This window comes from Capnocytophaga gingivalis (assembly GCF_002302415.1).
GTDB classification, from domain to species: Bacteria; Bacteroidota; Bacteroidia; order Flavobacteriales; family Flavobacteriaceae; genus Capnocytophaga; species Capnocytophaga gingivalis.
In genome coordinates, this window is the sequence record NZ_CP022386.1 from 2,313,018 (window position 1) to 2,334,363 (window position 21,346).

Sequence of the window (21,346 nt, forward strand, 5' to 3'; positions counted from 1 at the left end):
AAGAAGCTCCTAATGTTTCAAATGTGTTGTTAAAGAAGAACAGTTCCGCACCGCTGATAAATTGGGTAACCTATACGAAACTAAAGATAAGAGTGATCGTGTGTATAAAAGTGCGCGATTGATAAAAACCAAAAACGCTACTTATAAGTATGACGAAGAAGGTTTCCTAATAGAAAAAACAGAAAACTTCCAAACGTGGAAATACACTCGGAAAGCCAATGGTCTATTGGAGAGTGTTTCAGCTCCTAAGAATATGTCTCTTTACTTTTCTTATGATGCTTTAGGCAGGCGTATCACCAAAGACCGAGTATTAGCAGCTATCAAATACGTATGGGATGGCAATGTTTTGTTGCACGAATGGAAACAAGTAGAAAACCGCCCCGTTGCAGAGGATAAACGCATCACTTGGGTATTTCAAGGTTTTGTACCCGTTGCTAAATTACAAGGAGGTAAAGCTTACTCTATTATCTCCGACCATCTCGGCACTCCTATACTCGCTATTGATAGCGATGGAATGGAAGTATGGAATCGACAGCTTGATATTTATGGACGTGTTCGTAAAGAGTACGAACATTCTTCTCTTGGTGATGATGTCTTTCCTTTTGTACCTTTCTTATACCAAGGACAGTATTACGACTTTGAGACTAATCTTGCTTATAATCGTTATCGTTACTACTCACCTGAGACTGGGGCGTATATAAGTCAAGATCCTATTGGACTGGCTGGGGGAAATCCTACATTATATGGATATGTAAAGGATAGCAACTGGTGGGTGGATGTGTTTGGGTTGGATTGCGATAAGGCTGTATCACAACTTCCTAAGCTTAAAGGGAAAAGTATAACATACATACAGAAACAATTAGAGAAAAACGATTTCATATTAAAGAATCCTACTAATGAGCGAAATCAAAGGTGGGTACATGAGGATGGTTCTGAAGTTCAGATTCACAAATATGGAGCTGTTGAAACCACATCTTTTAGAGAAGCCAATAACGCTCATATACATAAGTCTGTAGGGAAACATGGTAAAACAGGAAGCATAGAGTTGGCTGATGATGGTGTTACAATTGTAACTTTTAATTCATCAGATGCTCATATAGGAATAAAAAATCCTAAAGATTTTGAAGAGAAAACAGGAAGATCAAATGGAACTTAATTTAGATAATTTAGAAAAATGGCAGCAGAAGTATATATAATATTTGAAGACAAGGAATGGTATCATATAAACAAAGGAAGAATAAAAGAAAAAATACACTCTTTAAAGACCTTTTTTTATTCCAATAATGACGAATTTTGGTTACAAGATATAGAATACAAGAATACTTGGCCTTTTAATGTGAGAATATTTTTAAAAGATGAATATATTATGGTTGAAATTAGTTCTCATCCGCCAAATATAGAGATATCAGTAGAAGATTTTTTTGATTGGTTTAAAAGGCAAACTATCGTAAAGATACAAGATGAAGATGGTGAACCTTGGTAATGGTAAATAATATGGTAATGTTCCAAATGTGTGGCTAATGTATCAGACGTGTTGTTAAAGCAAAAAAGACCGCAAGTACAAAAACAGCCAACTCCAACAAGACCGCACCTACTACTATCATTATGATGTAGAAGGCAACTTGATTTTTAAGGAGCATATCAAAGATGTAGGTTATCGTCCAGTCTTTAGCGGAGGTGAACTTAGAGACTTAGGTATACAGCCTAAGAGTACAGGAAAGGGAATACTCTATACTTGGAATGCCAACGGTTCGTTACGCTCTGTTACAGATTTACAAGGCACTACCTATAGGTTTAGATACGATGCTTTTGGTAGGCGTATTGAGAAAAGAAGAATGAGTTCTACTTTCCGTTTTGTATGGGACGGGAACGTACTCCTGCACGAGACCTTTAAGAAAGATAACTCTGAGCATACAGAGCTTACTACGTGGGTCTTTGAAGGTTTTGTGCCTACTGCAAAGTTAGTAAACGGTAAAGCCTACTCTATCATTAGCGACCATCTCGGCACGCCTATACTTGCTATTGATAGCGAGGGTAACGAGGTGTGGAATCGACAGTTAGATATATATGGACGGGTAAAAAGAGAAATTAAAGCGTCCTCCTTAGGAGATGACGTACGCCCATTTATACCATTCCTTTATCAAGGGCAGTATTATGATGAGGAGATTGGGTTAGCTTATAATCGTTTCCGTTATTACTCGCCTGAAAGCGGTACTTATATTAGCCAAGACCCTATTCGGTTGACGGGAAATAATCCTACGTTATATGCTTTCGTAAAAAACGTAAATACGGAAGTTGATATATTGGGACTGGCAACAGTCTATTTAAGAAATAATGTAATTTATGTGGGAAAAGCCAAACAAGATGCAAAGACAAGATATAAAAGCGACAAAGTAAATTCAGGCACAGATATATTTACAGATATACCTAATACAGATACGGCACAAGGAGTAGAAGATGTCGTACATGATAGATTATTATTAAATAAAGATTTAACTGATAAAGTAAAAAATATAAATAAACCTGTAAAAACAGGAGATGAGAAAGGTAGAAGGAAAGATGGTATAGAATGGTTGAAGCAGAAATACGGAGAAAATTATTTAGAAGAAATAGATAAAAAAATAAAAGACCATTATAGTGAAAATGGTAATGGTTGCAAAGCAAAATAATATCAAATATGAAAGAAGATTTAAAACTTAATTCCATATCCGATTCGGAACTCGATAACTTGGATAAAACAATAAGTAACTATGATCGAATTTATATTGAAAATTCGGCGGAAGAATTAATTTTGGATAAAGTAAATACTGTTTTGTCCAAACATAATATACCTATTTTATTATGGATTGATGAGCATCTTAAAAATTATTCGGGTAATTTGCATATATTAAGAAACCTTGCCAATGTCAAACAACTTGATATTTTTGTTGCCGCCGGAGAAATAAGTTCCCTGTCGGACATAAGTTTTGTTAAAGATTTACAAGTATTGAAATTGCGGAAAAACTTTAAAAAGGGAATATCTCTGAATGATTTAAGAAAATTTTCAAATCTAAAACATTTCGAACTTGAAAATGGATTAACTTCAAAACAGCATTCATTTATTGATGAATTATCAAGTCTTAAAACCTGTGCTGTCTTTGACTTTGATTTGGATAACATAACAAATAAATCTTCACTTAAAACACTTAGGATATATAGAAAACTTTTAAACTGCAAGAAAATTACGGAAGTTTTTCCGAATCTTACCTCTTTATATTTGGAAAAATGTAAAGAGATGGATTTAAACTATATTGGACAATTGCCGCATATTCAGGAAGTTTGGTTAAGATATATGCCCTTAGTTTCTTCCATTCCCAAATTTATTAATCCCGACAATATAAAATTGTTCCAAACAACTCATTTACCTAAACTGGCAGATGTTTCGGAAATATTTAAAATGAGTAATTTGAAAGCTTTAATGATGACCGATTTATCATTATTGAAAGCAGATGATTTTAGTAGATTAAGTGAATTGCCAAATTTAAAAATAGCTTATATAACTTTCAAAGACCCAAAAGAGAACTTGAAATTTTTTGAATTTTGCCAACGGAATAACTGGATTTACAAACAACCGGCATTAGTTAGATAGTAAAAAGGTAATATCTTGATAGCGAGACAGAATTAGGGTAATGTATCAGATATGTTGTTAAAATTTCAATAGCCTATTAATCAATACAATACAAAAGAACTGCCCCACTATTTTTCTTTATTCACTATAGATATAAGCGTTTTTTAAGCCTATAATACACTCTAAATATTGTAAAGTTACACCTAATGTTTCAAATGTGTTGGTGGACTCATTTTCCTTAAAATTAAAAGTGTATTTTTGCCTTTTTAAATCTGAAAATTTATGAGACAAAGTATAATTTGCTTTAGGAGTGTAGGAAAAGAGAATATGTGTACACATTGTAATAATGGTGTTACTATTAGGTATGGTTATACAAAAGGGGGAAACCAACGTTTGAGATGTACTTCCTGTAGAAAAACTAAGGTACAGACATATAAGTATAATGCTTATAACCTTACACTGGACAAGCAAATTATAACACTTTCTAACGAGGGGTTAGGTATTCGTAGTATCGCAAGAGTGCTTTCTATCTCTACTACCACTTTGCTTAGTCGTTTTTTGAGAATTGCAGAGAGTATTCCTGCACCTCCCATAACAACAAAGAGTATTTATGAAGTAGATGAGATCTGTACTTTTGTTAGGAACAAGGAAAATAAAATATGGATTGTTTATACCTTAGAGAGAACCACTAAGAATATTGCTTGTTTTTCAGTAGGAAAACGAACTAAAAGGACACTAAATGTAGTGCTAAAAACACTATTGTTATCAAAAGCGAGGAGAGTATATACTGATGATTTAAGGCAGTATAAGACACTATTACCCAATACAATTCATAAAGTTATTAGATTTGGAACAAATCATATAGAAAGATGCAACTTGTCATTACGTACCCATTTAAAGAGACTTTCAAGAAGAAGTATATGCTTTTCAAAGAGCCTTAAAATGCTCAACGCTACTCTAAAAATCTATTTTTGGAGTCAGTAGTAAAAACTTTACAATTATATAAAGTTCTAATAATCAGCTTCATAACAATTTTAACTCAAAAAAATATAAATAAAAAACTTGTCTATTGGGAAAAAAGATGTATCTTGCGCCCAATTTTAAACATAAACCTATTATGCTATGTCATTCATTCAAAAGGTAATGTTCTTTATGAAAAAGCCTTTTTTAAAATCAGCAAAAAAAGAGGTATTAACAGAGCAAAATGATAGAGTGATAGAGAATATAGATAGAGAAAAGAATACTAACTATTTTAAAAAAAACAATATGGCAATGTTTAATTACGGAGTTGGTGGTAACGAAGTGAAAGTTGATGCCAACGAGGCTATTCAAGAAATACAAGAGAATAAAACTCTCTTGGTTGGAAAACTCACCTCAGAGGAGGCTATCTCTCCTGAGATAGTAACAGGTCTTAAGACTGTAGAAGATGTGTTTGCTCACTTCAAACCTGCTGTATCAGTAGAGCACGAAACTTACGAGGGAACTACTGTAAAGGAAGAGTTCAATTTTAAGAATGTTGGCGATTTCACCCCTAAGAAATTGGTCGAAAACTCACCTTTCTTAAAGAAACTAAAATTAGAGGAGGAACAATACAACAATATTGTTCGTCAACTTAAAACAAATAAAGTCCTTAGAGGTGCTTTGTCCGATGCAGCTTCTAAAGATGCTCTTGTACAAGCTCTTAAAGCAATTGCTTCAGAATTAGAAACTAAGAAATAACCCTTAAAAATCTAAAAGATTATGTCACAGACACAAACTGCTACTTCACAACAACAAAGTGCACAAAATCTACCATTAGATAACAGAGCCAACCCATTAGCTAAGATGGGTGGGTTTAGTTTCGTAGAATCTGTAGTAGATGGTATTGCTAATATGAACCCTGAAAGGAAGGCTAGAAAACAAATGTTTTTGACTGACAACAACAAAGCAGGGGAAAGAGAAGATTTAGCAAAGAAAATCCAATTATGGATTGAGTTGTTAGAAAACAATGATACTGTAGATAAAATGGTAGATTTTTGTAAAGAGAAATCTGTAAACGCAGTACAAACCTTAAAGAAAAACCTAAAATCAACGCTTGAACAAACCAGAGAGTTAGAAGTTTCCTATAGAACTGTAGCTCAATTCTATAAAAACACAGAGCTTGACAAAGTAGATAATGTAAATATTATCAACGCTTCTATGGAACAAGTTACTGATTTAGACAACCCTGTATTTATAGACCATATTGCTTCAGAATTTAGCTTGAACTATGACCGCTTAGATTTGCGTGATAACTATTCTATCCTTGCTATCCCTGGTTACTTGGGGTCTAACAAAGTGGTAGAAAAATGGGCTAAAATCTGTAATGAAAACAAAGTGATGTTGGTTACAGATTTTGTGGATTTAGACAAACCAGATGATGTAGTTGATTTGTTCTATAGTGCTAACCTTACAGGAGGTGAGTTACACAGAAGTAATGTGATTATGACTTGTAACTGGCTCGTAGGACGTGGAAAAGCAGAAGAAGTAGGTGAAGAAGAAGATGTATTCCTTCCTCCTTCAACTTCTTTGGCAGGAAAAATCCACAAGACTTTGATGTCACAAGTATCAGCAGGTAAAAAACACGGAGGTATCAACGAGGTAGATGCCGTTCACTTTAGCTTGAAAAAAAGTGAAATCTCACAATTAGAGAAAATGGGATTGGTGCCAATGGTAAATGAGTTTGGTAAAATTATGGCTTTCTCTGCCAAAACCTTATTTACAGGAGATAATATCGGACTACAAACTTACTCTGTTGTTCGTGTGTTTGACTATGTTACCAAGGTGTTGTTAGACTTCCTTAACCGCAGAGCTTTTGAAAACTGGTCTTCAAAAACAGAAGATGATTTGAGAAAGCAAATAGTGAAGTTCTTGGATAGCATTAAAGGTCCAGACAAACTCATTGAAAAGTTTAAGATTGTACGTTTTGAACAAGATAAACAGCAAAAAGATAGAGTTTGGTTAGATATTCGTCTAACTCCGTACTTCCCTGCAAAGAGTTTCGTTATCAAATTAGACGGACACAAAGGAGATGATGGAAATGAGTGGGATTCAGAATATGCTCAAGAATAAGCCTGATACAAATACAATAAAATAGTAAAGAAGTCCTTATGAAGTTTTTCTTAATAAGGATTTCTTTTTGTAGTTCAACACCTATAAAAATATGAAAAAAGTCTTATATGGAATACTCTCTACGCTACTCTTGTGGAGTTGTTCAGACTCTAAGGAGCTATCACAAGAGACTTTGATGACTGTTAGAGGAAACTATGTAGTGGATTTATTTCCTGCAGAAGAGACCTCTTTGGAGGAAACAAAGCATCTTACTTATGAGGAAGCCCTCTCAAAGAGTCAATTGGTGTTGGTAGCTCCTAATATACAGAAAGTAGATAGTGCTTATGGTAGAGGGGTTCAGAAAACATATATTTATAGAATTTCAGAAGGATATATCACTAAATCACCTAAAAAAATAAAAATCCCCTCAGAAGTCTTGTTTATTTCTAAAGAGGATTTGTTCAAAGAGAGAATACTAACAGATTCTATTTCGGTGTTTTTAGTACCTTTGGATAAATACAAAATTCTAAGAAACTACCGAAAGATTGATTACGAATGGTTACCCGATGCACCTCTGCTAAGAAAATAAAACCAATAGAGAGACTATTGAGGTGTCAAGTTAAGAGCAATTGAGATTGGAAATAGGCTCTCTCTCAACTAATCTTTTATTAGATTGTTAAAGATAGTCTCTTTGCTTTGTGAACGATTGATTCTGAAGCTATACTCAGCCAAATAACGGTCTATATTAAACTCTGAAACCCAAGAATATATACCTCTTATCCAAGATTTTATTTGGTGTATTACTTTGTGTAGTGTAGGAAAATTCTTTCTGCCATTACTTGGTTTTTGTGTTATATTATAGTCTTTTATAGGTCTATGGCCTTTCCATTCATCAGTTGTTATATAAGCTGTTTTTATCAATGGTAAATTCATCAACCTAAACGCTATCATTCAATTTGTGCAATTTACTGGATTTCATAGCTTCGCGAACCTTTTGCATAAAATAATGTGCTGTCTGACGACTAATTTCATAATGACGAGCAACTTGTGAAGCTGATAGACCTTTAGTTGTTGTTATTTCGAAACATATAAAAATGCTTTACGCAACCCAAATTTTAGTCTATGAAATAGTGTTCCAGCAGTAGGACTTTCTGTATCTCCACAGATATTACAAGTACGTGAAAAATCTTTTCTGACTTGGTATTTTTTATGACCACATTTGCGCCAGCAATATCCATCTTCCCACTTTAAAGAAGCTAGATATTATTCGCAATCTAAGTCTGTTTAAAGCATTCAGTAAACTCTAAGAGACTTTGTCCCTTAAATAATTCCATAATGCATTAATTTTCAGAGTGCAAATATATGAAATTATTTTTACACCTTAAAAAATATTTTTTAAGGTATTAGGTAACGATTTAGAAACCTAATTTTGAAAAAGCCTGTCCAAATCATCTAAGACTCTGTCTTCTCTTATCTTCATATCAAAAAATAATCCTCTTTGTATGAGCCAATTACATTATTTTTGTAGTTTTGCATTTTAAATTCTATTTTTGGAAAAAAGAAACAAAAAGCGAGAGCGTAAAAAAAGAAAATGATTTGAAAAAAGAAAATGATTTTTAGTCGAGGAATTAAAAAAAAGAAAAGTTGCGCCAAAAGAAAAAGTTAGCATATCAATAAAATTTCCCTTTTTTCTTGACTTTACTTCTAAAATGTTGTATCTTTGCAGCGTTTTTAGTTCTTAGTGTTGGCTGATGGGGGAGCCAACTAAAAACTAAAAACTAAGAACTAAAAACTATGAATGGAATCGTCTACAAATCCACAGGGAGCTGGTATGTGGTCAAAGGAGAAGACCAGCAGTTTTATGAGTGTCGCCTCAAGGGGCGCTTCCGCCTGAAAGAGATAAAAAACACCAATCCGATTGCGGTGGGCGATAGGGTGGTCTTTCATCAGGAAGAGGCTCCAGAGAAGGGGGTGATTACCGAGATTGCTCCACGAGAGAACTATATCATTCGCAAATCGGTAAATCTCTCCAAACAGACACATATCCTTGCGGCAAATATAGACGTGGCTTTTCTGGTGGTAACCCTCAACAATCCCACTACTTATCCGGCCTTTATCGATCGCTTTTTAGTAACGGCGGAGGCCTATAGTATCCCAGCGGTTTTGCTGCTGAACAAGGTGGATTCCTACTCCCCTGATGAGCTGGCAGAGGTGAAGTACATGGCACATATGTACCGAGATATAGGCTATGAATGTATCGGGATTTCGGCGCAAACAGGGAAGAATATAGAGCAAGTGAAAGCGCGTTTGGAAGGGAAAACGGCTATGGTCTTAGGACACTCAGGCGCGGGAAAGTCGACCCTGATCAATAGGCTCTCCCCATCCTTACAGCTCAAAACACAACCCCTCTCTGAGCAACATGCACAGGGGCAACATACAACAACTTTTGCTCAGATGTATGATCTGGATTTTGGGGCACGAATCATAGATACCCCAGGAATCAAGGGCTTGGGAGTGGTGGACTTCGAGAGAGAGGAGATTGCAGATTATTTCCCTGAGTTTTTCGCCCTGAAGCACTTGTGTAAGTTTCATAACTGTATGCACCTGAACGAACCCCAATGTGCAGTCAAGCAAGCCCTTGACCAGGACAAGCTCTACTGGAGTCGCTACAAGAGCTATCTGCAATTGTTGGAAGGAGATGATACTTATCGGGAGGGGGAAAAATGAAAAGTGAAGAGTGAAAAATGAAGAGTGAAGAGTGAAAAATGAAGAGTGAAAAGTGAAGAATGACTAACTCAAAACTTAGAACTCAAAACTCAAAACTATGAAAACCTTTGCTTTAGTGGGGCGCAATATATCTTATTCTTTTTCAAGAAGGTATTTTGCTGAGAAATTTGCTCAGGAACAAATTACAGATTGTGAATATATCAACTTTGATATTCCTCAGATAGAGGATCTTCCTTCGCTTATCCATACCACCCCTACACTTGTAGGGATGAATATAACCATCCCCTATAAGGAGGCAGTGCTTCCCTTGCTTGACTGGCAGAGTGAAGCGCTTGTAGCCATTAAGGCTTGTAATACGATTAAAATACTCCCCTCAGGCGAGCTCAAGGGGTACAATACTGACTATATAGGCTTTCGAGATTCCTTAGTCCCTCACCTGAAACCTCACCACAATAGGGCATTGGTTCTCGGTACAGGAGGAGCAAGTAAGGCAGTAGCCTTTACCCTAAGTATGCTCGGGATTCCTTACCAACTTGTCTCCCGAGAAGCCACTCCCGAGGCTATTTCTTATCAAGAACTCACAAGAGAGGTCATAGAGAGCCACCCCCTTATTGTCAATACTACTCCTTTGGGTACTTCTCCCCATACCGAGGCTTTCCCTCCGATTCCTTATCAGTGGATTACAAGTAGGCACCTCTTGTATGACCTTATCTATAATCCAGAAAAGACAACCTTCCTTGCTAAGGGAGAAGCACAAGGAGCTGCTATCATCAATGGTTATTCCATGCTTGTTCTTCAAGCAGAAGCTGCTTGGGAAATCTGGAAGTAAACTATTGCCTACTTGCTTAATAGCTCTAAGCTGTATCCCTCTTTTTCCATCTCTTCCTTAGGGATAAAGCGCAAAGAAGCACTGTTGATACAGTAGCGCAGGCCGCCTTTGTCTTTGGGACCATCGGTGAATACGTGTCCTAAGTGAGCATTACCCAGCTTACTCCTTACCTCAGTGCGAACCATGTTGTGTGATTTGTCCAAGTATTCCTTGACGAGTTTTTTGTCAATAGGCTTGCTAAAGCTAGGCCAGCCACAGCCAGACTCGAACTTATCTGTAGAGGAGAATAGCGGTTCCCCAGTGGTAATATCTACATAGATACCCTCACGCTTCTCGTTCCAATAGGCATTGCGAAAAGGCGGTTCTGTAGCACTATTTTGAGTAACCTCATATTGCATAGGGGAGAGTTCTTTTTTCAGGGTAGCCTTGTCCTTGGCGGTATAGGAGGTCTTAGGGGCTGTTTTTTTAGCATTTGCCTTGCGTGCCATCTCAAAAAGGGCAGGGGAGAGGTGGCAGTATCCATGAGGGTTCTTGTCCAAATAGTCTTGGTGATAGTCCTCAGCAGGGTAGAAATTCTTCAGAGGTAGGTTCTCCACCACTATGGGTTTGCTATACTCCTTAGCAAGGGCTGAGAGGTATGCTTTGATAGTAGTGGCATCAGCCTTATCCGTGTAGTAAATACCTGTGCGATACTGAGACCCCTTGTCATTGCCTTGTTTGTTCAGCGAAGTAGGGTCTATGGTCTTGAGGTAGAGCTCAATAAGTTGAGAAAGGCTTACTTCGGTCGGAGAATAAACTACCTTGACAGTTTCGGCAAATTGGGTATTGCCTTGGCAAACCTGTTTGTAAGTAGGGTTGGCTATATTGCCATTGGCATAGCCTACTTCGGTGGCGACGACTCCTCGAATTTGTTTTAGGAAGTGTTCTGTACCCCAGAAACAACCTCCAGCGAAATAGATTTCTTTGGTGTTCATTTTTTTTGCATTTGTTTGTGCGATTGTAGGAAAAGCCAAGAGCCCTATAAGGAGGCAGGCAATTCTTAGAAATAGATTTTTTCTCATGATAGTATATTTTTATTTTAATGTGAGTTCGACTGATTTTTAGAATATTAAATTGCTGAAAATATCCCTTTCTTGCAAGAAAAAAAGTAACTTTCTTATGTTGAACTCACGGTAATTTATTTTTCTATCCATTTAATGATTTCAGGAGTGTCTGGGAGAGTCTTGGGAGAAATCACCTTCTCTAACATCCCATTTTTTCCTATCAAATACTTTTGGAAATTCCATTGAACTTGTGAATCAGTAAGCATATTCAATTTTTTCTGAGTAAGAAACTGATAGATCGGATGCATTTTTTCTCCCTTTACAGTTATAATCTCCATCATGGGGAAAGTAACTCCATAATTAGCCTGACAGAACTGAGCTACCTGAGCTTCATTGTTTAATTCTTGCTCAAAACTATTGGAGGGAAAGCCAATAATAACAAAATCCTTATCCTTGTACTTCTGGTAAAGGGCTTCTAAAGACTTGTATTGTGGAGTAAGCCCACACTTTGAGGCGGTATTGACAATCATTACTTTCTTTCCCTTTAAAGAAGCAAAATCAAATACTTTCCCATAAAGGTCTTTGACTTTGAAAGAATAAATAGTGTTATCAGAGGTTTGTCCTTGTAGGACAAAGGTGCATAAAGCGACCAATACTAATGTTAGAATATTTTTCATACAATGTTATATTTAATTAATAATGTTACAGTGTTACTATTCAAGGTTTTCTAAGTGATATAAATCCAGTAGCCAAAAGGGCTATATCTTTTAAGATAAAAAAATCAGTAATTGGGACTCCTTCAATAATGCGCCATTTACCAGGTGTAGTGAACAAAAAGCTAAGTGTTACACAGAAAATAATAGTACTTCCTATGAAGGCTATCTTACGGAAACATACAAAGCGTGTTCCTAAAATAAAGGAGAACCCAACAATTATTTCAACAATACCAATCAAGTTAGATACTCCTTGAACAGAGAATAGGTGATATAACCATGAGAACAGGAAGTGATGGGTTAATAAAGGCTTAATAGCATTTGCTTCCGCTTGGGTAAATTTGAAAACACCTATCCATAACAAGATGAGAGCTGTTCCATAGAGAATCGTATAATAACCTATTCTATAGAGAACTAAGATGTTTTTTTGTGATTCATAAGATTTTTATTTAAAAAATTTACATTCTCTTAGTAGAAGAAATCCATAAAAACTGACAAAGATAAAAAGTTAAAAAAACAGGTGTTCTTATTTTTATTCTCTTAAAAGAAAAAATTGACAAAAAAATAGAATGTATTAGGAATGTTTGTGTATTTTTTCTTTTAAGTTTCTTTTGAAGTTTTCTAATTCATCTGAATCCTTAGAGGTTCTTATAATCTCCTTATTAAGATTTTTCCGTAGCCATTGGTGAATAATAGCTGCCTTTTTACTATAAGCTAAACATAACTTACAAAGGTGCAAGTGAGCCTTTAGCTGTAGGCTCTCCTTTAAGGAGAGTTTTGTATGTAACTGTTTTTCGATAAGAAAAGTAGCATCCTTACATGGAAGGATTATAAAATGGATGAACTTATGGAGGATTTTTTTCATTATTCTTTAAACCAATTAATTTCTAAACACTCTCTTAGCTGTAGACGACTTCTTTGAAGTGTCTTCCAATAATTAGTCTGTGATATATAGATATCCTGACATATTTCTGAATATTTTTTTACTTCAAGATAACACATTTTAATCAATATTTTCCACTTAGGAGGTAACTTCTCTAAACAATCCTCGAGAGTATCATGAAAATAAGTATCGTCCAATAGTGCCACCAGATCAGGCTCTTCCTCCGCCCACTCTTCCAAATTTTGATTATTTTTCCAAGAACCATCCTCATCAAAAAAATAATCAAAGCTAACATGCTGTGCCTTGTACTTCTTTTTATAATAGTCAGCAACCTTATGGTGCAAAATCCCCTTTAACCATGTAAGAGGGTTACTCTTGCCTTCAAAAGAATCAAAACAAGAAAGAGCAGTAAGGAATACCTCTTGTACCATATCTTCTGCTTCTGTCCTATCAGAGAGTAAATAGTAAGCATGGTCTAATAACTTTTGGGTATAGCAATCTACCCATTGGGTAACTTCTTCTGTTACTGATTTCATCTAATATATTTTTAAAAGTACTTATTTTTTATATAGTCGTTTATTTATTGAAATCCTGACAAAATTATTTTTATTTATCAATTATTATTCCAATTGTCAATCTTACAGAGTTTAAAATATGTATTTGATCCAACTTTTCTTTAAGGACTTCAAAATCCATTGCTTATAGGATGTTTTTTAGTTAAAAATTTGATTTTTAGCCCATGAAGTTACTAAAAATATCCCTTTCTTACAAGGAAAAAGTAATTTTCTTATGTTGAACTCACGTTATTTTAGAACATTTCCAGTATAGAAAGCAGGAAATTCTCTCAAAAAATATGCCAAAGGGAGATGTCAAAAAGAAAAGTTCCCCCACGAGGGAGGGAACTTTTCCAATCATGAAAATTTAGAAAAACAAGTTATTCAGTAGGTTTGTTCTTTAGCTTGCTTAGAATAAGCTCTTTACGCTCTTTGAAACTTAGGGGTTTGTTGCCAAAGAAGGCATTTTCCCAATCTCCGTAGGAGGGGTTGGGCAGTACGATGTATTTTTTGCCAAAGAGGGAATGATTCTTATTAACAGCTTGTGCACGCCCTTGGGTAGTAGTCGCATCGAAATCCTTATCGAAATCTCCTAAATTGTCTCCTAAGAGGAGAACAATGTTGTAATTTTTAGCGATATCAAGACGGCGATTTTCTTTGCTTTTCTCCGCAGTGCGGAAGATAAGGTGATCTTCCCCTTGTATTGGGAAATTGTAGCGCTTGAGGTTCAGTGTAGTACCGGCACGTTCTACCTCTTTTCGGTTGGTTACATAGAAGATGTGTACGCCCTTCTCCGCTGCATATTGGAAAAACGCTAAGGATCCTGCTAGCGGGGTTCCTTCCCCCTTAGCTGTCCAAGCCTCCCAAGTCTTACTTTCGTATTCAGTGCCTTTTCGTCCACACTCTACAGCATAGTAGGAAGTGTTCATAAAAGTCTCATCTATATCCGAAACAATAGCGATGGGCTTGTCAGAGGGGTGGGAGAGTGCTTCGTCCAATCTCAGTCGTGCCACATTGAAGGCCTGATAGCATAAGGCATCGTACTCAGCGGCTTGCTGTTGGAAAAATGCGGCATACATTTTACCATTGATTAGAAAATCATCGTGTGAGGTGTTGGCCACCTTTTGTCCTTGGCAGGCTCCCAGGAGCAATGCCAATCCTGTAAGAATATAAAGTTTTTTCATCGAAAAGAAAATTAGGAAGGCAAAATTACGTTTTTTTATGTAATACAAGTTTTAATTAAGTGTTAATATATTTATTTTTTTTACCACATACCCTCCGAGCCCTCACTGGCTACCTTCTTCACTTCTACATGGCAAGTCTCTCAAAGAAAGCGTAAGCCACCACTTGGTAGAACTCGAGTACATAGTTCATAGGGACTAATTCGGGTTCGAAAGGAGGGTTGTTGAACTGAGGTAGAGGGTCAGGGATAAGTTCCAAAAATCCTTTTTCTTTGCTACGCTTGACTATCTTGACAGTGCGGAGTTGGTTCTTGGTAATCACCCCATAGAGTTCATTGGTGGGGAAGTATGTTTGCCAATCTTCAATCTTTTTTAGCCCAATGATAGAGCCACTTCGGATACGGTTGGAGATAGAATGCCCGATGAGGTTGCAGGCAAAATCGGCTCGGTCAAAATCGGGTGAACTGATGATAAAGGAGGGTTTTGTCTGGCTGAAAAGCTCAGTGGAAGTCCATCCACCAGCGAAGTCTACATCATAGTAAGGAACCTTGACAGAGGAAGAAACCAATTCTGTTTTTAGGATAGGGATATCCAAGTCTTCATCCTCTTGACTATCATACTCGAAGGCTACTTGATCGAAATAGAGTTCCAAGAGAGCACGTGTTCTGGGGGGCATTTCTTCCTCCCACATCTCATAAGCTTTGAGCTTCTTGATAGGGATATGGGTGTGTTCGTATATATCGGTAAGGGTTAGTCCATACTTTTCCCTTTCAGTTCTTAGGAATTGGCCATCATTTTCATATCCGTCATTCTCGACAAGCATACTACCCTTACCTGAGAGAAGCCATTCTTTGTCAATCTCAGGGAAGGCGGCTACAACTTTTTTGACTACCCCTTCGGTCATATATTTTTCGTTGCCATTGAGCGCTGCGGAAAAATTACTTCGGGGTTCTCCTATTTTTTGAGCAAAAAGGGTTTGGTTTACGTATTCTGTATTTTTACGGATGTACAGGAATACCTCATTCAACCTTTTGGACATAGCCGCTTTACTGTTGTCAAGTTCTATTTCCATGATTTACAAAAATTAAACATATTATGTGTGGCAAAAGTACAACAAAAAAATGAAATAGCCAAGTGGAACTAAAGTTTTTTCCAAAAAGAGTATGCCAACCCAAAATAATTATGTACTTTTGTACCGTTTTTTAAGAATTAAAAAATGAAAGATTTATTTGAACACATAAAAACAAACAAAGGCAATATAGGCCGCTGGGCTTCCCATGCAGAGGGGTATTATGTATTTCCTAAATTGGAAGGAGAATTAGGTCCTCATATGAAGTTTCAAGGGAAAGAAATTCTCAACTGGAGTATCAATGACTACTTGGGACTGGCTAACCACCCTGAAATACGTAAAGCCGATGCAGAAGCGGCAGCAGAATATGGTGCTGCCTACCCTATGGGAGCGCGTATGATGAGTGGACATACAACTATGCATGAGGAATTGGAACAACGCTTGGCTAAGTTTGTCCAAAAAGAAGCTGCTTATTTGCTAAACTTTGGTTACCAAGGAATGGTTTCTATCATTGATGCCTTGGTTACCAAGAATGATATTATCGTATATGATGCAGATTGTCATGCTTGTATTATAGATGGGGTACGCTTGCATTTTGGAAAGCGATTCACTTACCAACACAATGATATAGAGAGCTTTGCTAAGAATATAGAACGTGCTAAGCGCTTGGCTGAAACTACCGGTGGAGGAATCTTGGTGATCACCGAGGGAGTATTCGGTATGCGAGGCCAACAAGGAAAGCTTAAAGAGATCCTTTCTTACAAGGAAAAATATGGCTTCCGCCTTTTGGTGGACGATGCCCATGGCTTCGGAATGCTTGGGAAAACAGGAGCAGGTACCGGAGAAGAGCAGGGCATACAAGACCAGATCGATTTGTACTTCTCTACTTTTGCCAAGTCTATGGCTGGTATTGGTGCTTTTGTAGCAGGAGATAAGGAGATAGTGGAGTACCTCAAGTATAACTTGCGCTCCCAGATGTTTGCCAAATCTCTCCCTATGATTTTTGTCAAAGGAGGACTCAAGCGCTTGGAGATGCTACAGAACATGCCAGAGCTTAGAAAGAAACTTTGGGACAATGTACATGCCCTACAGAATGGACTTCGCTCTCGTGGATTCAATATAGGGAACACCAACACTTGTGTGACACCAGTATTCTTAGAAGGAAGTATCCCAGAGGCGATGGCGATGGTCAACGACCTAAGGGAAAACTATGGTATCTTCCTCTCTATAGTAGTATATCCAGTAATTCCTAAGGGAATGATTCTTTTGCGCCTTATCCCTACAGCTTCTCACTCTATGGAGGACATAGAGCGTACTTTGGAGGCTTTCTCCGCTATTAGAAGCAAGCTCGAGGGAGGGGTATACCGCGCTCAGAATGCTGCTCTGGAAGCCGAGATGGGAACAGAAAAATAATTTATTATGAAAGTATATATAGTACATGGACTCAATTCTGCCCTTGATAAGCATTGGTTTGCTTATTTGGTAGGAGAGCTGGCCAAGAGAAACATCTCTTGTTATTGCTTGCCTATGCCCAACCCTACAGCCCCTGACGCTCAGGAGTGGCTGGACTTTCTCAAGAAGGAAATCCACATGGATGATCAGACAGTGCTCATAGGGCACAGTGTAGGCTGTGTGGCTGTATTGACCTACTTGGCTCATACAGGCGCTAAGGCTTTAGGCACTATCTTGGTTTCAGGCTTTGACGAACCACTGGAACGCTTACCACAGCTCAATCCTTTTATAGAACTCTATAGGAAGCAACCCTCTATCTCCCCATTGGCCAACTCCTATGTCTTTGCCGCCTTGGACGATAAGAGTGTTCCTTATGAGCTGATAGATCGCCTATCCAGAAACTTAGAAAGTGTACTGATACGCTACCCGCATGGAGGTCATTTCAAGGAAGAAGATGGTTATGATACCTTCCCGGCCTTGCTCCACAAAGTAGAGGATATTTTCAGAAAATAAAAAGAAACAGACTTTGTCTTAAGTAAATTACTTGGGCAAAGTCTGTACTTTTCTTAATGGAGTTTTAAATAAGAATGAAATAAAAATATACTGAATTAGAGCAAAGTTGTATTTTGTTTCATGAAAGTAAAAAATAAAACGTGTTTAAACTTTTTTGAGGAACTTGGAGATAAACCCTAATAGGAGCATTCCAATCCAAGTTACATCAAGATATTCGTATTTCATTATCAAACCTTTATATCCGTCAAGCCAACCATTTGCTTGTTCAATCTTAAACCTATTTTTGTACAATTCTTCATCAAAATAAACATCTGGTTGCTCTCCATTTCGGGGATTAGGTTTAATATTTGCGATTAAATCCTGCATCAGCATTGAGAAACAGACCTTTGTGTACTCACTGAAAACTACCATCTTTACTCCATTTATTGAAGTAATAATAGACATTTTGCCAAGAGATTTTTCCCTTTTTCAAAATAGCTCTCAATCGGAAGTTCTCTCCATTGTACCCCTGTTTTTAACCTCTTGAGAATCAATAAAAATATTGTAACCAAATCAAAATTACTTTTAAATCCTCTTTTTCCTACACTTAAAAAGGGAATAATCCAATTATTTATTGTATCTTTACCCAAAGTTCCTGAATTTTGGTGTTCTTTTTTTCTCAAACACAAAATTACTAATTTTCGGGAACTTTTATTTTATTATAGGAAAAAGTTTAAACAGCTTCATTTTTTTAAAGTTATTTGGCTATGGGGTGGTTGGCAGGGGCATCATTACAGTCTTTCACACATTCTCCTTTTTGGTTTATATAGAACCATTTGTTATTTAGCTTTACTTCTGCTAATCCTTCTGAAAATCTTCCTGCATAATCATACTTTATAGGAATCACTTCTTTGCCTGTTTTATCTATAAAGCCATATTTATCATTCAATTTTACTTCTGCTAATCCTTCTGAAAATCTTCCTGCATCATCATACTTTATAGGAATCACTTCTTTACCTGTTTTATCTATAAAACCCCATTTGTTATTTAGACTTACGGCTGCTAATCCTTCTGAAAATCCTCCTGCATCATCATACTTTATAGGAATCACTTCTTTACCTGTTTTATCTATAAAACCCCATTTGTTATTTAGCCTAACGTTTGCTAATCCTTCTAAAGGAATTCCAGCATCATCATACTTTATAGGAGTCACTTCTTTACCTGTTTTATCTATAAAACCCCATTTGTTATTTAGCATAACGCTTGATAATCCTTCTAAAAAAGGCCAAGTATAATCATACTTTATAGGAATCACTTCTTTACCTGTTTTATCTATAAAACCCCATTTGTTATTTAGCCTAACATTTGCTAATCCTTCTGAAAAATCCAAAACAAAATCATACTTTATAGGAATCACTTCTTTACCTGTTTTATCTATAAAACCATATCTATAATTCAAACTCACGCTTGCTAATCCTTCTGAAAAACTTTTTGCATCATCATACTTTATAGGAATCACTTCTTTACCTGTTTTATCTATAAAACCATATCTATAATTCAAACTCACGCTTGCTAATCCTTCTGAAAAACTTTTTGCATCATCATACTTTATAGGAATCACTTCTTTACCTGTTTTATCTATAAAACCATATTTTTTATCTAACATTACTAAAGCTAATCCTTCTGAAAATCTATCTGCATAATCATACTTTATAGGAATAACTTCTTTACCTGTTTTATCTATAAAACCCCATTTGTTATTTAGCCTAATGTTTGCTAATCCTTCTGAAAAACCCCTAGCATTATCATACTTTATAGGAATAACTTCTTTACCTGTTTTATCTATAAAACCCCATTTGTTATTTAGCCTAACGTTTGCTAATCCTTCTGAAAAACCCCTAGCATTATCATACTTTATAGGAATCACTTCTTTACCTGTTTTATCTATAAAACCATATTTTTTATCCAATTTTACCATTGCTAATCCTTCATAATATTTATCTTTCCAAGCGTACTTCTTTGTTTGTTGCACAGGCTGGGCAGACGGCTCTTTTTTTACCTTTTCTTCAGGTAGCAGACCTTGCGCATAGGTTAGGGTAGCAGTTAGTAATAGAGTGTAAAGTAATATATTTTTCATGTTTGTAATATTTTTAAAAATTATTTGGCTATGGGGTGTCCTGCTGGGGCTTCATCACAAAACTCTGCACACTCACCTTTCTTGTTTATTTCAAACCATCTATCAAGTTTAGTGGGACGAACTAAAGCTACTCCTACTGAGAAACTTTTTGCATCAAAATATCTTGTAGGAATAACCTCTCTCCCTATTTTATCAATAAACGTGTTTAAACTTTTTTTAGGAACTTGGAGATAAACCCTAATAAAAGCATTCCAATCCAAGTTACATCAAGATACTCGTATCTCATTATCAAACCTTTATATCCGTCAAGCCAACCATTTGCTTGTTCAATTTTAGGAGGTGATTTAAAAAGTATGATGAAGTAAAAAATTGACAATTAGAGCAAAAAGTTATATTTTTGTTGTGTGAAAATAAGAATAGAACTATATTGCCCCAATTGCCAGAGTGCAAAGGTAGTGAAAAATGGCAAAAAACCAAATGGAAAACAAAATTATCTTTGTAAGAATGAAGGATGTGGTCGTCAATTCATTGGAGACCATAATCTTACCTATAAAGGTTGTCATTCAAACATTAATCGTAAAATAATTCTTATGCTTGTTAGAGGTGTAGGAATTAGAGATATTTCCAAAATAGAGGGAGTTAGCATAGGAAAAGTGCTTACTGTTTTAACTAAATCTAGTTATTCTATAACACCTAAAAAGAAGCATTATGATCATATTGAAGTTGATGAATTTTGGACTTATGTTCAGAAAAAAGAGAACAAACAGTGGCTTATATATGCTTATGACAGAGAAACACAGGAAATTATAACTTATGTCTGGGGTAAAAGAGATTTAAGAACAGCTAAAAAGCTAAGGAAGCAACTTAAAGAACTGAATATTACCTATGATTCTATAGCAACTGATGATTGGAAAAGCTTTAAAACTACTTTTAAAGAAGATAATCATCTAATAGGAAAAGCGTATACTGTTGGAATAGAGGATAATAATTGCTGTCTGAGACATAGAGTAAAGCGTAGTTTTCGCAAGACTTGTTGTTTTTCTAAGAAACTAATAAATCATCTAAAGGCCTTTGCTTTAGCTTTCTTTTATATCAATTATGGGTACATCTAAAGTTGTATCATACTTTTTGAAGCACCACCAAAAATGCTATTTGTGGTTACGGATTTTTTTCTTGCTTGATAGCCTGTAGATTCTCCTTTTTGCCGACAACGTGTATGACTACCATCCAATTGAACGCAAGACATATCTAATTTTCTTTTCTTCTTGCTTAATAGATTTAACCATATTCGCTGAAAGCTACCGTCTTTACTCCATTTGTTGAAGTAGTAATAGACATTTTGCCAAGAGATTTCTCCTTTTTCAAAATAGACCTCAATTGGAAGTTCTCTCCATTGCACCCTTGTTTTTAACCTCTTGAGAATCAATAAAAATATTGTAGCCAAATCAAAATTACTTTTAAATCCTCTTTTTCCTACACTTAAAAAGGGAATAATCCAATTATTTATTGTATCTTTGCCCAAAGTTCCTGAATTTTGGTGTTCTTTTTTTCTCAAACACAAAATTACTAATTTTTGAGAACTTTTACTTC

Annotated in this window: 25 protein-coding genes and 1 pseudogene; 13 read left to right on the plus strand and 13 right to left on the minus strand. The window is 36.1% G+C overall.

Translation table 11 applies throughout. From position 1 onward, the window contains the following. Positions 1–118 precede the first annotated feature (118 nt). From CGC50_RS10985 to CGC50_RS11020, 8 genes are all read left to right on the plus strand, one after another. Entirely contained in the window at positions 119–1,156 is a 1,038-nt protein-coding gene (locus CGC50_RS10985; protein ID WP_232781119.1) for an RHS repeat domain-containing protein, read from the plus strand. A gap of 18 nt (positions 1,157–1,174) precedes the next feature. Continuing rightward, positions 1,175–1,483, plus strand: a complete 309-nt coding sequence (locus CGC50_RS10990; protein ID WP_095910857.1) for a hypothetical protein — start codon at positions 1,175–1,177, stop codon at positions 1,481–1,483. 139 nt (positions 1,484–1,622) lie between these two features. Beyond that, positions 1,623–2,669 carry an RHS repeat domain-containing protein gene (locus tag CGC50_RS14320; RefSeq protein WP_095910858.1) on the plus strand — a complete coding sequence of 349 codons (1,047 nt, stop codon included), beginning with the start codon at positions 1,623–1,625 and terminating at the stop codon, positions 2,667–2,669. A gap of 8 nt (positions 2,670–2,677) precedes the next feature. Continuing rightward, positions 2,678–3,628 carry a hypothetical protein gene (locus tag CGC50_RS11000; RefSeq protein WP_095910859.1) on the plus strand — a complete coding sequence of 317 codons (951 nt, stop codon included), beginning with the start codon at positions 2,678–2,680 and terminating at the stop codon, positions 3,626–3,628. 261 nt (positions 3,629–3,889) lie between these two features. After that, positions 3,890–4,591 (plus strand): IS1 family transposase, encoded by a 702-nt coding sequence (locus CGC50_RS11005; RefSeq protein WP_232781120.1) that lies wholly within the window; start codon positions 3,890–3,892, stop codon positions 4,589–4,591. 138 nt (positions 4,592–4,729) lie between these two features. Then, entirely contained in the window at positions 4,730–5,326 is a 597-nt protein-coding gene (locus CGC50_RS11010; RefSeq protein ID WP_232781121.1) for a type VI secretion system contractile sheath small subunit, read from the plus strand. 21 nt (positions 5,327–5,347) lie between these two features. Next, positions 5,348–6,697, plus strand: a complete 1,350-nt coding sequence (locus CGC50_RS11015; protein WP_095910860.1) for a DUF5458 family protein — start codon at positions 5,348–5,350, stop codon at positions 6,695–6,697. Positions 6,698–6,788: 91 nt separating this feature from the next. Next, the gene (locus CGC50_RS11020; RefSeq protein WP_095910861.1) at positions 6,789–7,265 is read left to right on the plus strand and encodes a hypothetical protein; all 477 of its coding nucleotides are present in this window, start codon (positions 6,789–6,791) and stop codon (positions 7,263–7,265) included. 68 nt (positions 7,266–7,333) lie between these two features. Here CGC50_RS11020 and CGC50_RS11025 read toward each other — a convergent pair. Further along, positions 7,334–8,010 (minus strand): annotated as a pseudogene (locus tag CGC50_RS11025) (transposase). 460 nt (positions 8,011–8,470) lie between these two features. Here CGC50_RS11025 and rsgA point away from each other — a divergent pair. Together rsgA and CGC50_RS11035 are read left to right on the plus strand one after the other, a co-directional pair. Then, positions 8,471–9,403, plus strand: coding sequence for a ribosome small subunit-dependent GTPase A (gene rsgA, locus CGC50_RS11030; RefSeq protein WP_095910862.1), 933 nt, complete (start codon positions 8,471–8,473; stop codon positions 9,401–9,403). Positions 9,404–9,500: 97 nt separating this feature from the next. Then, entirely contained in the window at positions 9,501–10,232 is a 732-nt protein-coding gene (locus CGC50_RS11035) for a shikimate dehydrogenase family protein (RefSeq protein ID WP_095910863.1), read from the plus strand. A gap of 8 nt (positions 10,233–10,240) precedes the next feature. Here CGC50_RS11035 and msrB read toward each other — a convergent pair whose 3' ends face one another. The 7 genes from msrB to CGC50_RS11070 all read right to left on the minus strand — a co-directional run bounded on the left by msrB (position 10,241) and on the right by CGC50_RS11070 (position 15,645). Next, on the minus strand, positions 10,241–11,293 hold the full coding sequence (msrB, locus tag CGC50_RS11040; protein WP_095910864.1) for a peptide-methionine (R)-S-oxide reductase MsrB: 1,053 nt from the start codon (positions 11,291–11,293) through the stop codon (positions 10,241–10,243). Between the two features lie 116 nt (positions 11,294–11,409). Continuing rightward, a complete protein-coding gene (locus tag CGC50_RS11045; RefSeq protein ID WP_095910865.1) occupies positions 11,410–11,952 on the minus strand; it encodes a glutathione peroxidase in 543 nt (180 codons plus the stop codon). Between the two features lie 40 nt (positions 11,953–11,992). Further along, positions 11,993–12,409, minus strand: a complete 417-nt coding sequence (locus CGC50_RS11050; protein WP_095910866.1) for a DUF417 family protein — start codon at positions 12,407–12,409, stop codon at positions 11,993–11,995. Between the two features lie 153 nt (positions 12,410–12,562). Then, on the minus strand, positions 12,563–12,853 hold the full coding sequence (locus CGC50_RS11055) for a hypothetical protein (RefSeq protein ID WP_095910867.1): 291 nt from the start codon (positions 12,851–12,853) through the stop codon (positions 12,563–12,565). Then, the gene (locus CGC50_RS11060) at positions 12,853–13,407 is read right to left on the minus strand and encodes a sigma-70 family RNA polymerase sigma factor (protein ID WP_095910868.1); all 555 of its coding nucleotides are present in this window, start codon (positions 13,405–13,407) and stop codon (positions 12,853–12,855) included. The genes CGC50_RS11055 and CGC50_RS11060 overlap by 1 nt, the downstream gene beginning before the upstream one ends. Positions 13,408–13,805: 398 nt before the next feature. Then, on the minus strand, positions 13,806–14,609 hold the full coding sequence (locus CGC50_RS11065; protein ID WP_002666307.1) for a 5'-nucleotidase, lipoprotein e(P4) family: 804 nt from the start codon (positions 14,607–14,609) through the stop codon (positions 13,806–13,808). Between the two features lie 124 nt (positions 14,610–14,733). Continuing rightward, positions 14,734–15,645, minus strand: a complete 912-nt coding sequence (locus CGC50_RS11070) for a hypothetical protein (RefSeq protein ID WP_445113985.1) — start codon at positions 15,643–15,645, stop codon at positions 14,734–14,736. A 177-nt stretch (positions 15,646–15,822) separates the two neighbouring features. On the opposite strand from CGC50_RS11070, the gene CGC50_RS11075 reads away from it, so the two are divergent. Continuing rightward, positions 15,823–17,088, plus strand: a complete 1,266-nt coding sequence (locus CGC50_RS11075) for an aminotransferase class I/II-fold pyridoxal phosphate-dependent enzyme (protein WP_002666306.1) — start codon at positions 15,823–15,825, stop codon at positions 17,086–17,088. Positions 17,089–17,094: 6 nt separating this feature from the next. Further along, positions 17,095–17,640, plus strand: coding sequence for an RBBP9/YdeN family alpha/beta hydrolase (locus CGC50_RS11080; protein WP_095910869.1), 546 nt, complete (start codon positions 17,095–17,097; stop codon positions 17,638–17,640). Between the two features lie 144 nt (positions 17,641–17,784). Here CGC50_RS11080 and CGC50_RS14170 read toward each other — a convergent pair whose 3' ends face one another. The 4 genes from CGC50_RS14170 to CGC50_RS13950 all read right to left on the minus strand — a co-directional run bounded on the left by CGC50_RS14170 (position 17,785) and on the right by CGC50_RS13950 (position 20,016). Beyond that, a complete protein-coding gene (locus CGC50_RS14170) occupies positions 17,785–18,084 on the minus strand; it encodes a hypothetical protein (protein ID WP_232781122.1) in 300 nt (99 codons plus the stop codon). Further along, the gene (locus tag CGC50_RS14175) at positions 18,063–18,302 is read right to left on the minus strand and encodes a hypothetical protein (RefSeq protein ID WP_232781123.1); all 240 of its coding nucleotides are present in this window, start codon (positions 18,300–18,302) and stop codon (positions 18,063–18,065) included. The genes CGC50_RS14170 and CGC50_RS14175 overlap by 22 nt, the downstream gene beginning before the upstream one ends. Positions 18,303–18,376: 74 nt before the next feature. Next, positions 18,377–19,756, minus strand: a complete 1,380-nt coding sequence (locus tag CGC50_RS11090) for a WG repeat-containing protein (protein ID WP_095910870.1) — start codon at positions 19,754–19,756, stop codon at positions 18,377–18,379. A gap of 20 nt (positions 19,757–19,776) precedes the next feature. Then, positions 19,777–20,016 (minus strand): WG repeat-containing protein, encoded by a 240-nt coding sequence (locus CGC50_RS13950; protein WP_095910871.1) that lies wholly within the window; start codon positions 20,014–20,016, stop codon positions 19,777–19,779. A 150-nt stretch (positions 20,017–20,166) separates the two neighbouring features. On the opposite strand from CGC50_RS13950, the gene CGC50_RS11100 reads away from it, so the two are divergent. Then, positions 20,167–20,868 (plus strand): IS1 family transposase, encoded by a 702-nt coding sequence (locus CGC50_RS11100; protein WP_394363711.1) that lies wholly within the window; start codon positions 20,167–20,169, stop codon positions 20,866–20,868. Here the strand turns inward: CGC50_RS11100 and CGC50_RS11105 are convergent. After that, entirely contained in the window at positions 20,865–21,311 is a 447-nt protein-coding gene (locus CGC50_RS11105; protein WP_232781124.1) for a transposase, read from the minus strand. The two genes, CGC50_RS11100 and CGC50_RS11105, sit on opposite strands and share 4 nt — an antisense overlap. Between the last annotated feature and the right edge of the window lie 35 nt (positions 21,312–21,346).

Coding starts and splice junctions, on each gene's coding strand:
- CGC50_RS10990 (WP_095910857.1), top strand. CDS start 1,175: ATGGCAGCAGAAGTATATATAATATTTGAAGACAAGGAATGGTATCAT.
- CGC50_RS11000 (WP_095910859.1), top strand. CDS start 2,678: ATGAAAGAAGATTTAAAACTTAATTCCATATCCGATTCGGAACTCGAT.
- CGC50_RS11005 (WP_232781120.1), top strand. CDS start 3,890: ATGAGACAAAGTATAATTTGCTTTAGGAGTGTAGGAAAAGAGAATATG.
- CGC50_RS11010 (WP_232781121.1), top strand. CDS start 4,730: ATGTCATTCATTCAAAAGGTAATGTTCTTTATGAAAAAGCCTTTTTTA.
- CGC50_RS11015 (WP_095910860.1), top strand. CDS start 5,348: ATGTCACAGACACAAACTGCTACTTCACAACAACAAAGTGCACAAAAT.
- CGC50_RS11020 (WP_095910861.1), top strand. CDS start 6,789: ATGAAAAAAGTCTTATATGGAATACTCTCTACGCTACTCTTGTGGAGT.
- rsgA (WP_095910862.1), top strand. CDS start 8,471: ATGAATGGAATCGTCTACAAATCCACAGGGAGCTGGTATGTGGTCAAA.
- CGC50_RS11035 (WP_095910863.1), top strand. CDS start 9,501: ATGAAAACCTTTGCTTTAGTGGGGCGCAATATATCTTATTCTTTTTCA.
- msrB (WP_095910864.1), bottom strand. CDS start 11,293: ATGAGAAAAAATCTATTTCTAAGAATTGCCTGCCTCCTTATAGGGCTC.
- CGC50_RS11045 (WP_095910865.1), bottom strand. CDS start 11,952: ATGAAAAATATTCTAACATTAGTATTGGTCGCTTTATGCACCTTTGTC.
- CGC50_RS11055 (WP_095910867.1), bottom strand. CDS start 12,853: ATGAAAAAAATCCTCCATAAGTTCATCCATTTTATAATCCTTCCATGT.
- CGC50_RS11060 (WP_095910868.1), bottom strand. CDS start 13,407: ATGAAATCAGTAACAGAAGAAGTTACCCAATGGGTAGATTGCTATACC.
- CGC50_RS11065 (WP_002666307.1), bottom strand. CDS start 14,609: ATGAAAAAACTTTATATTCTTACAGGATTGGCATTGCTCCTGGGAGCC.
- CGC50_RS11070 (WP_445113985.1), bottom strand. CDS start 15,645: ATGTCCAAAAGGTTGAATGAGGTATTCCTGTACATCCGTAAAAATACA.
- CGC50_RS11075 (WP_002666306.1), top strand. CDS start 15,823: ATGAAAGATTTATTTGAACACATAAAAACAAACAAAGGCAATATAGGC.
- CGC50_RS11080 (WP_095910869.1), top strand. CDS start 17,095: ATGAAAGTATATATAGTACATGGACTCAATTCTGCCCTTGATAAGCAT.
- CGC50_RS14170 (WP_232781122.1), bottom strand. CDS start 18,084: ATGTCTATTATTACTTCAATAAATGGAGTAAAGATGGTAGTTTTCAGT.
- CGC50_RS11090 (WP_095910870.1), bottom strand. CDS start 19,756: ATGAAAAATATATTACTTTACACTCTATTACTAACTGCTACCCTAACC.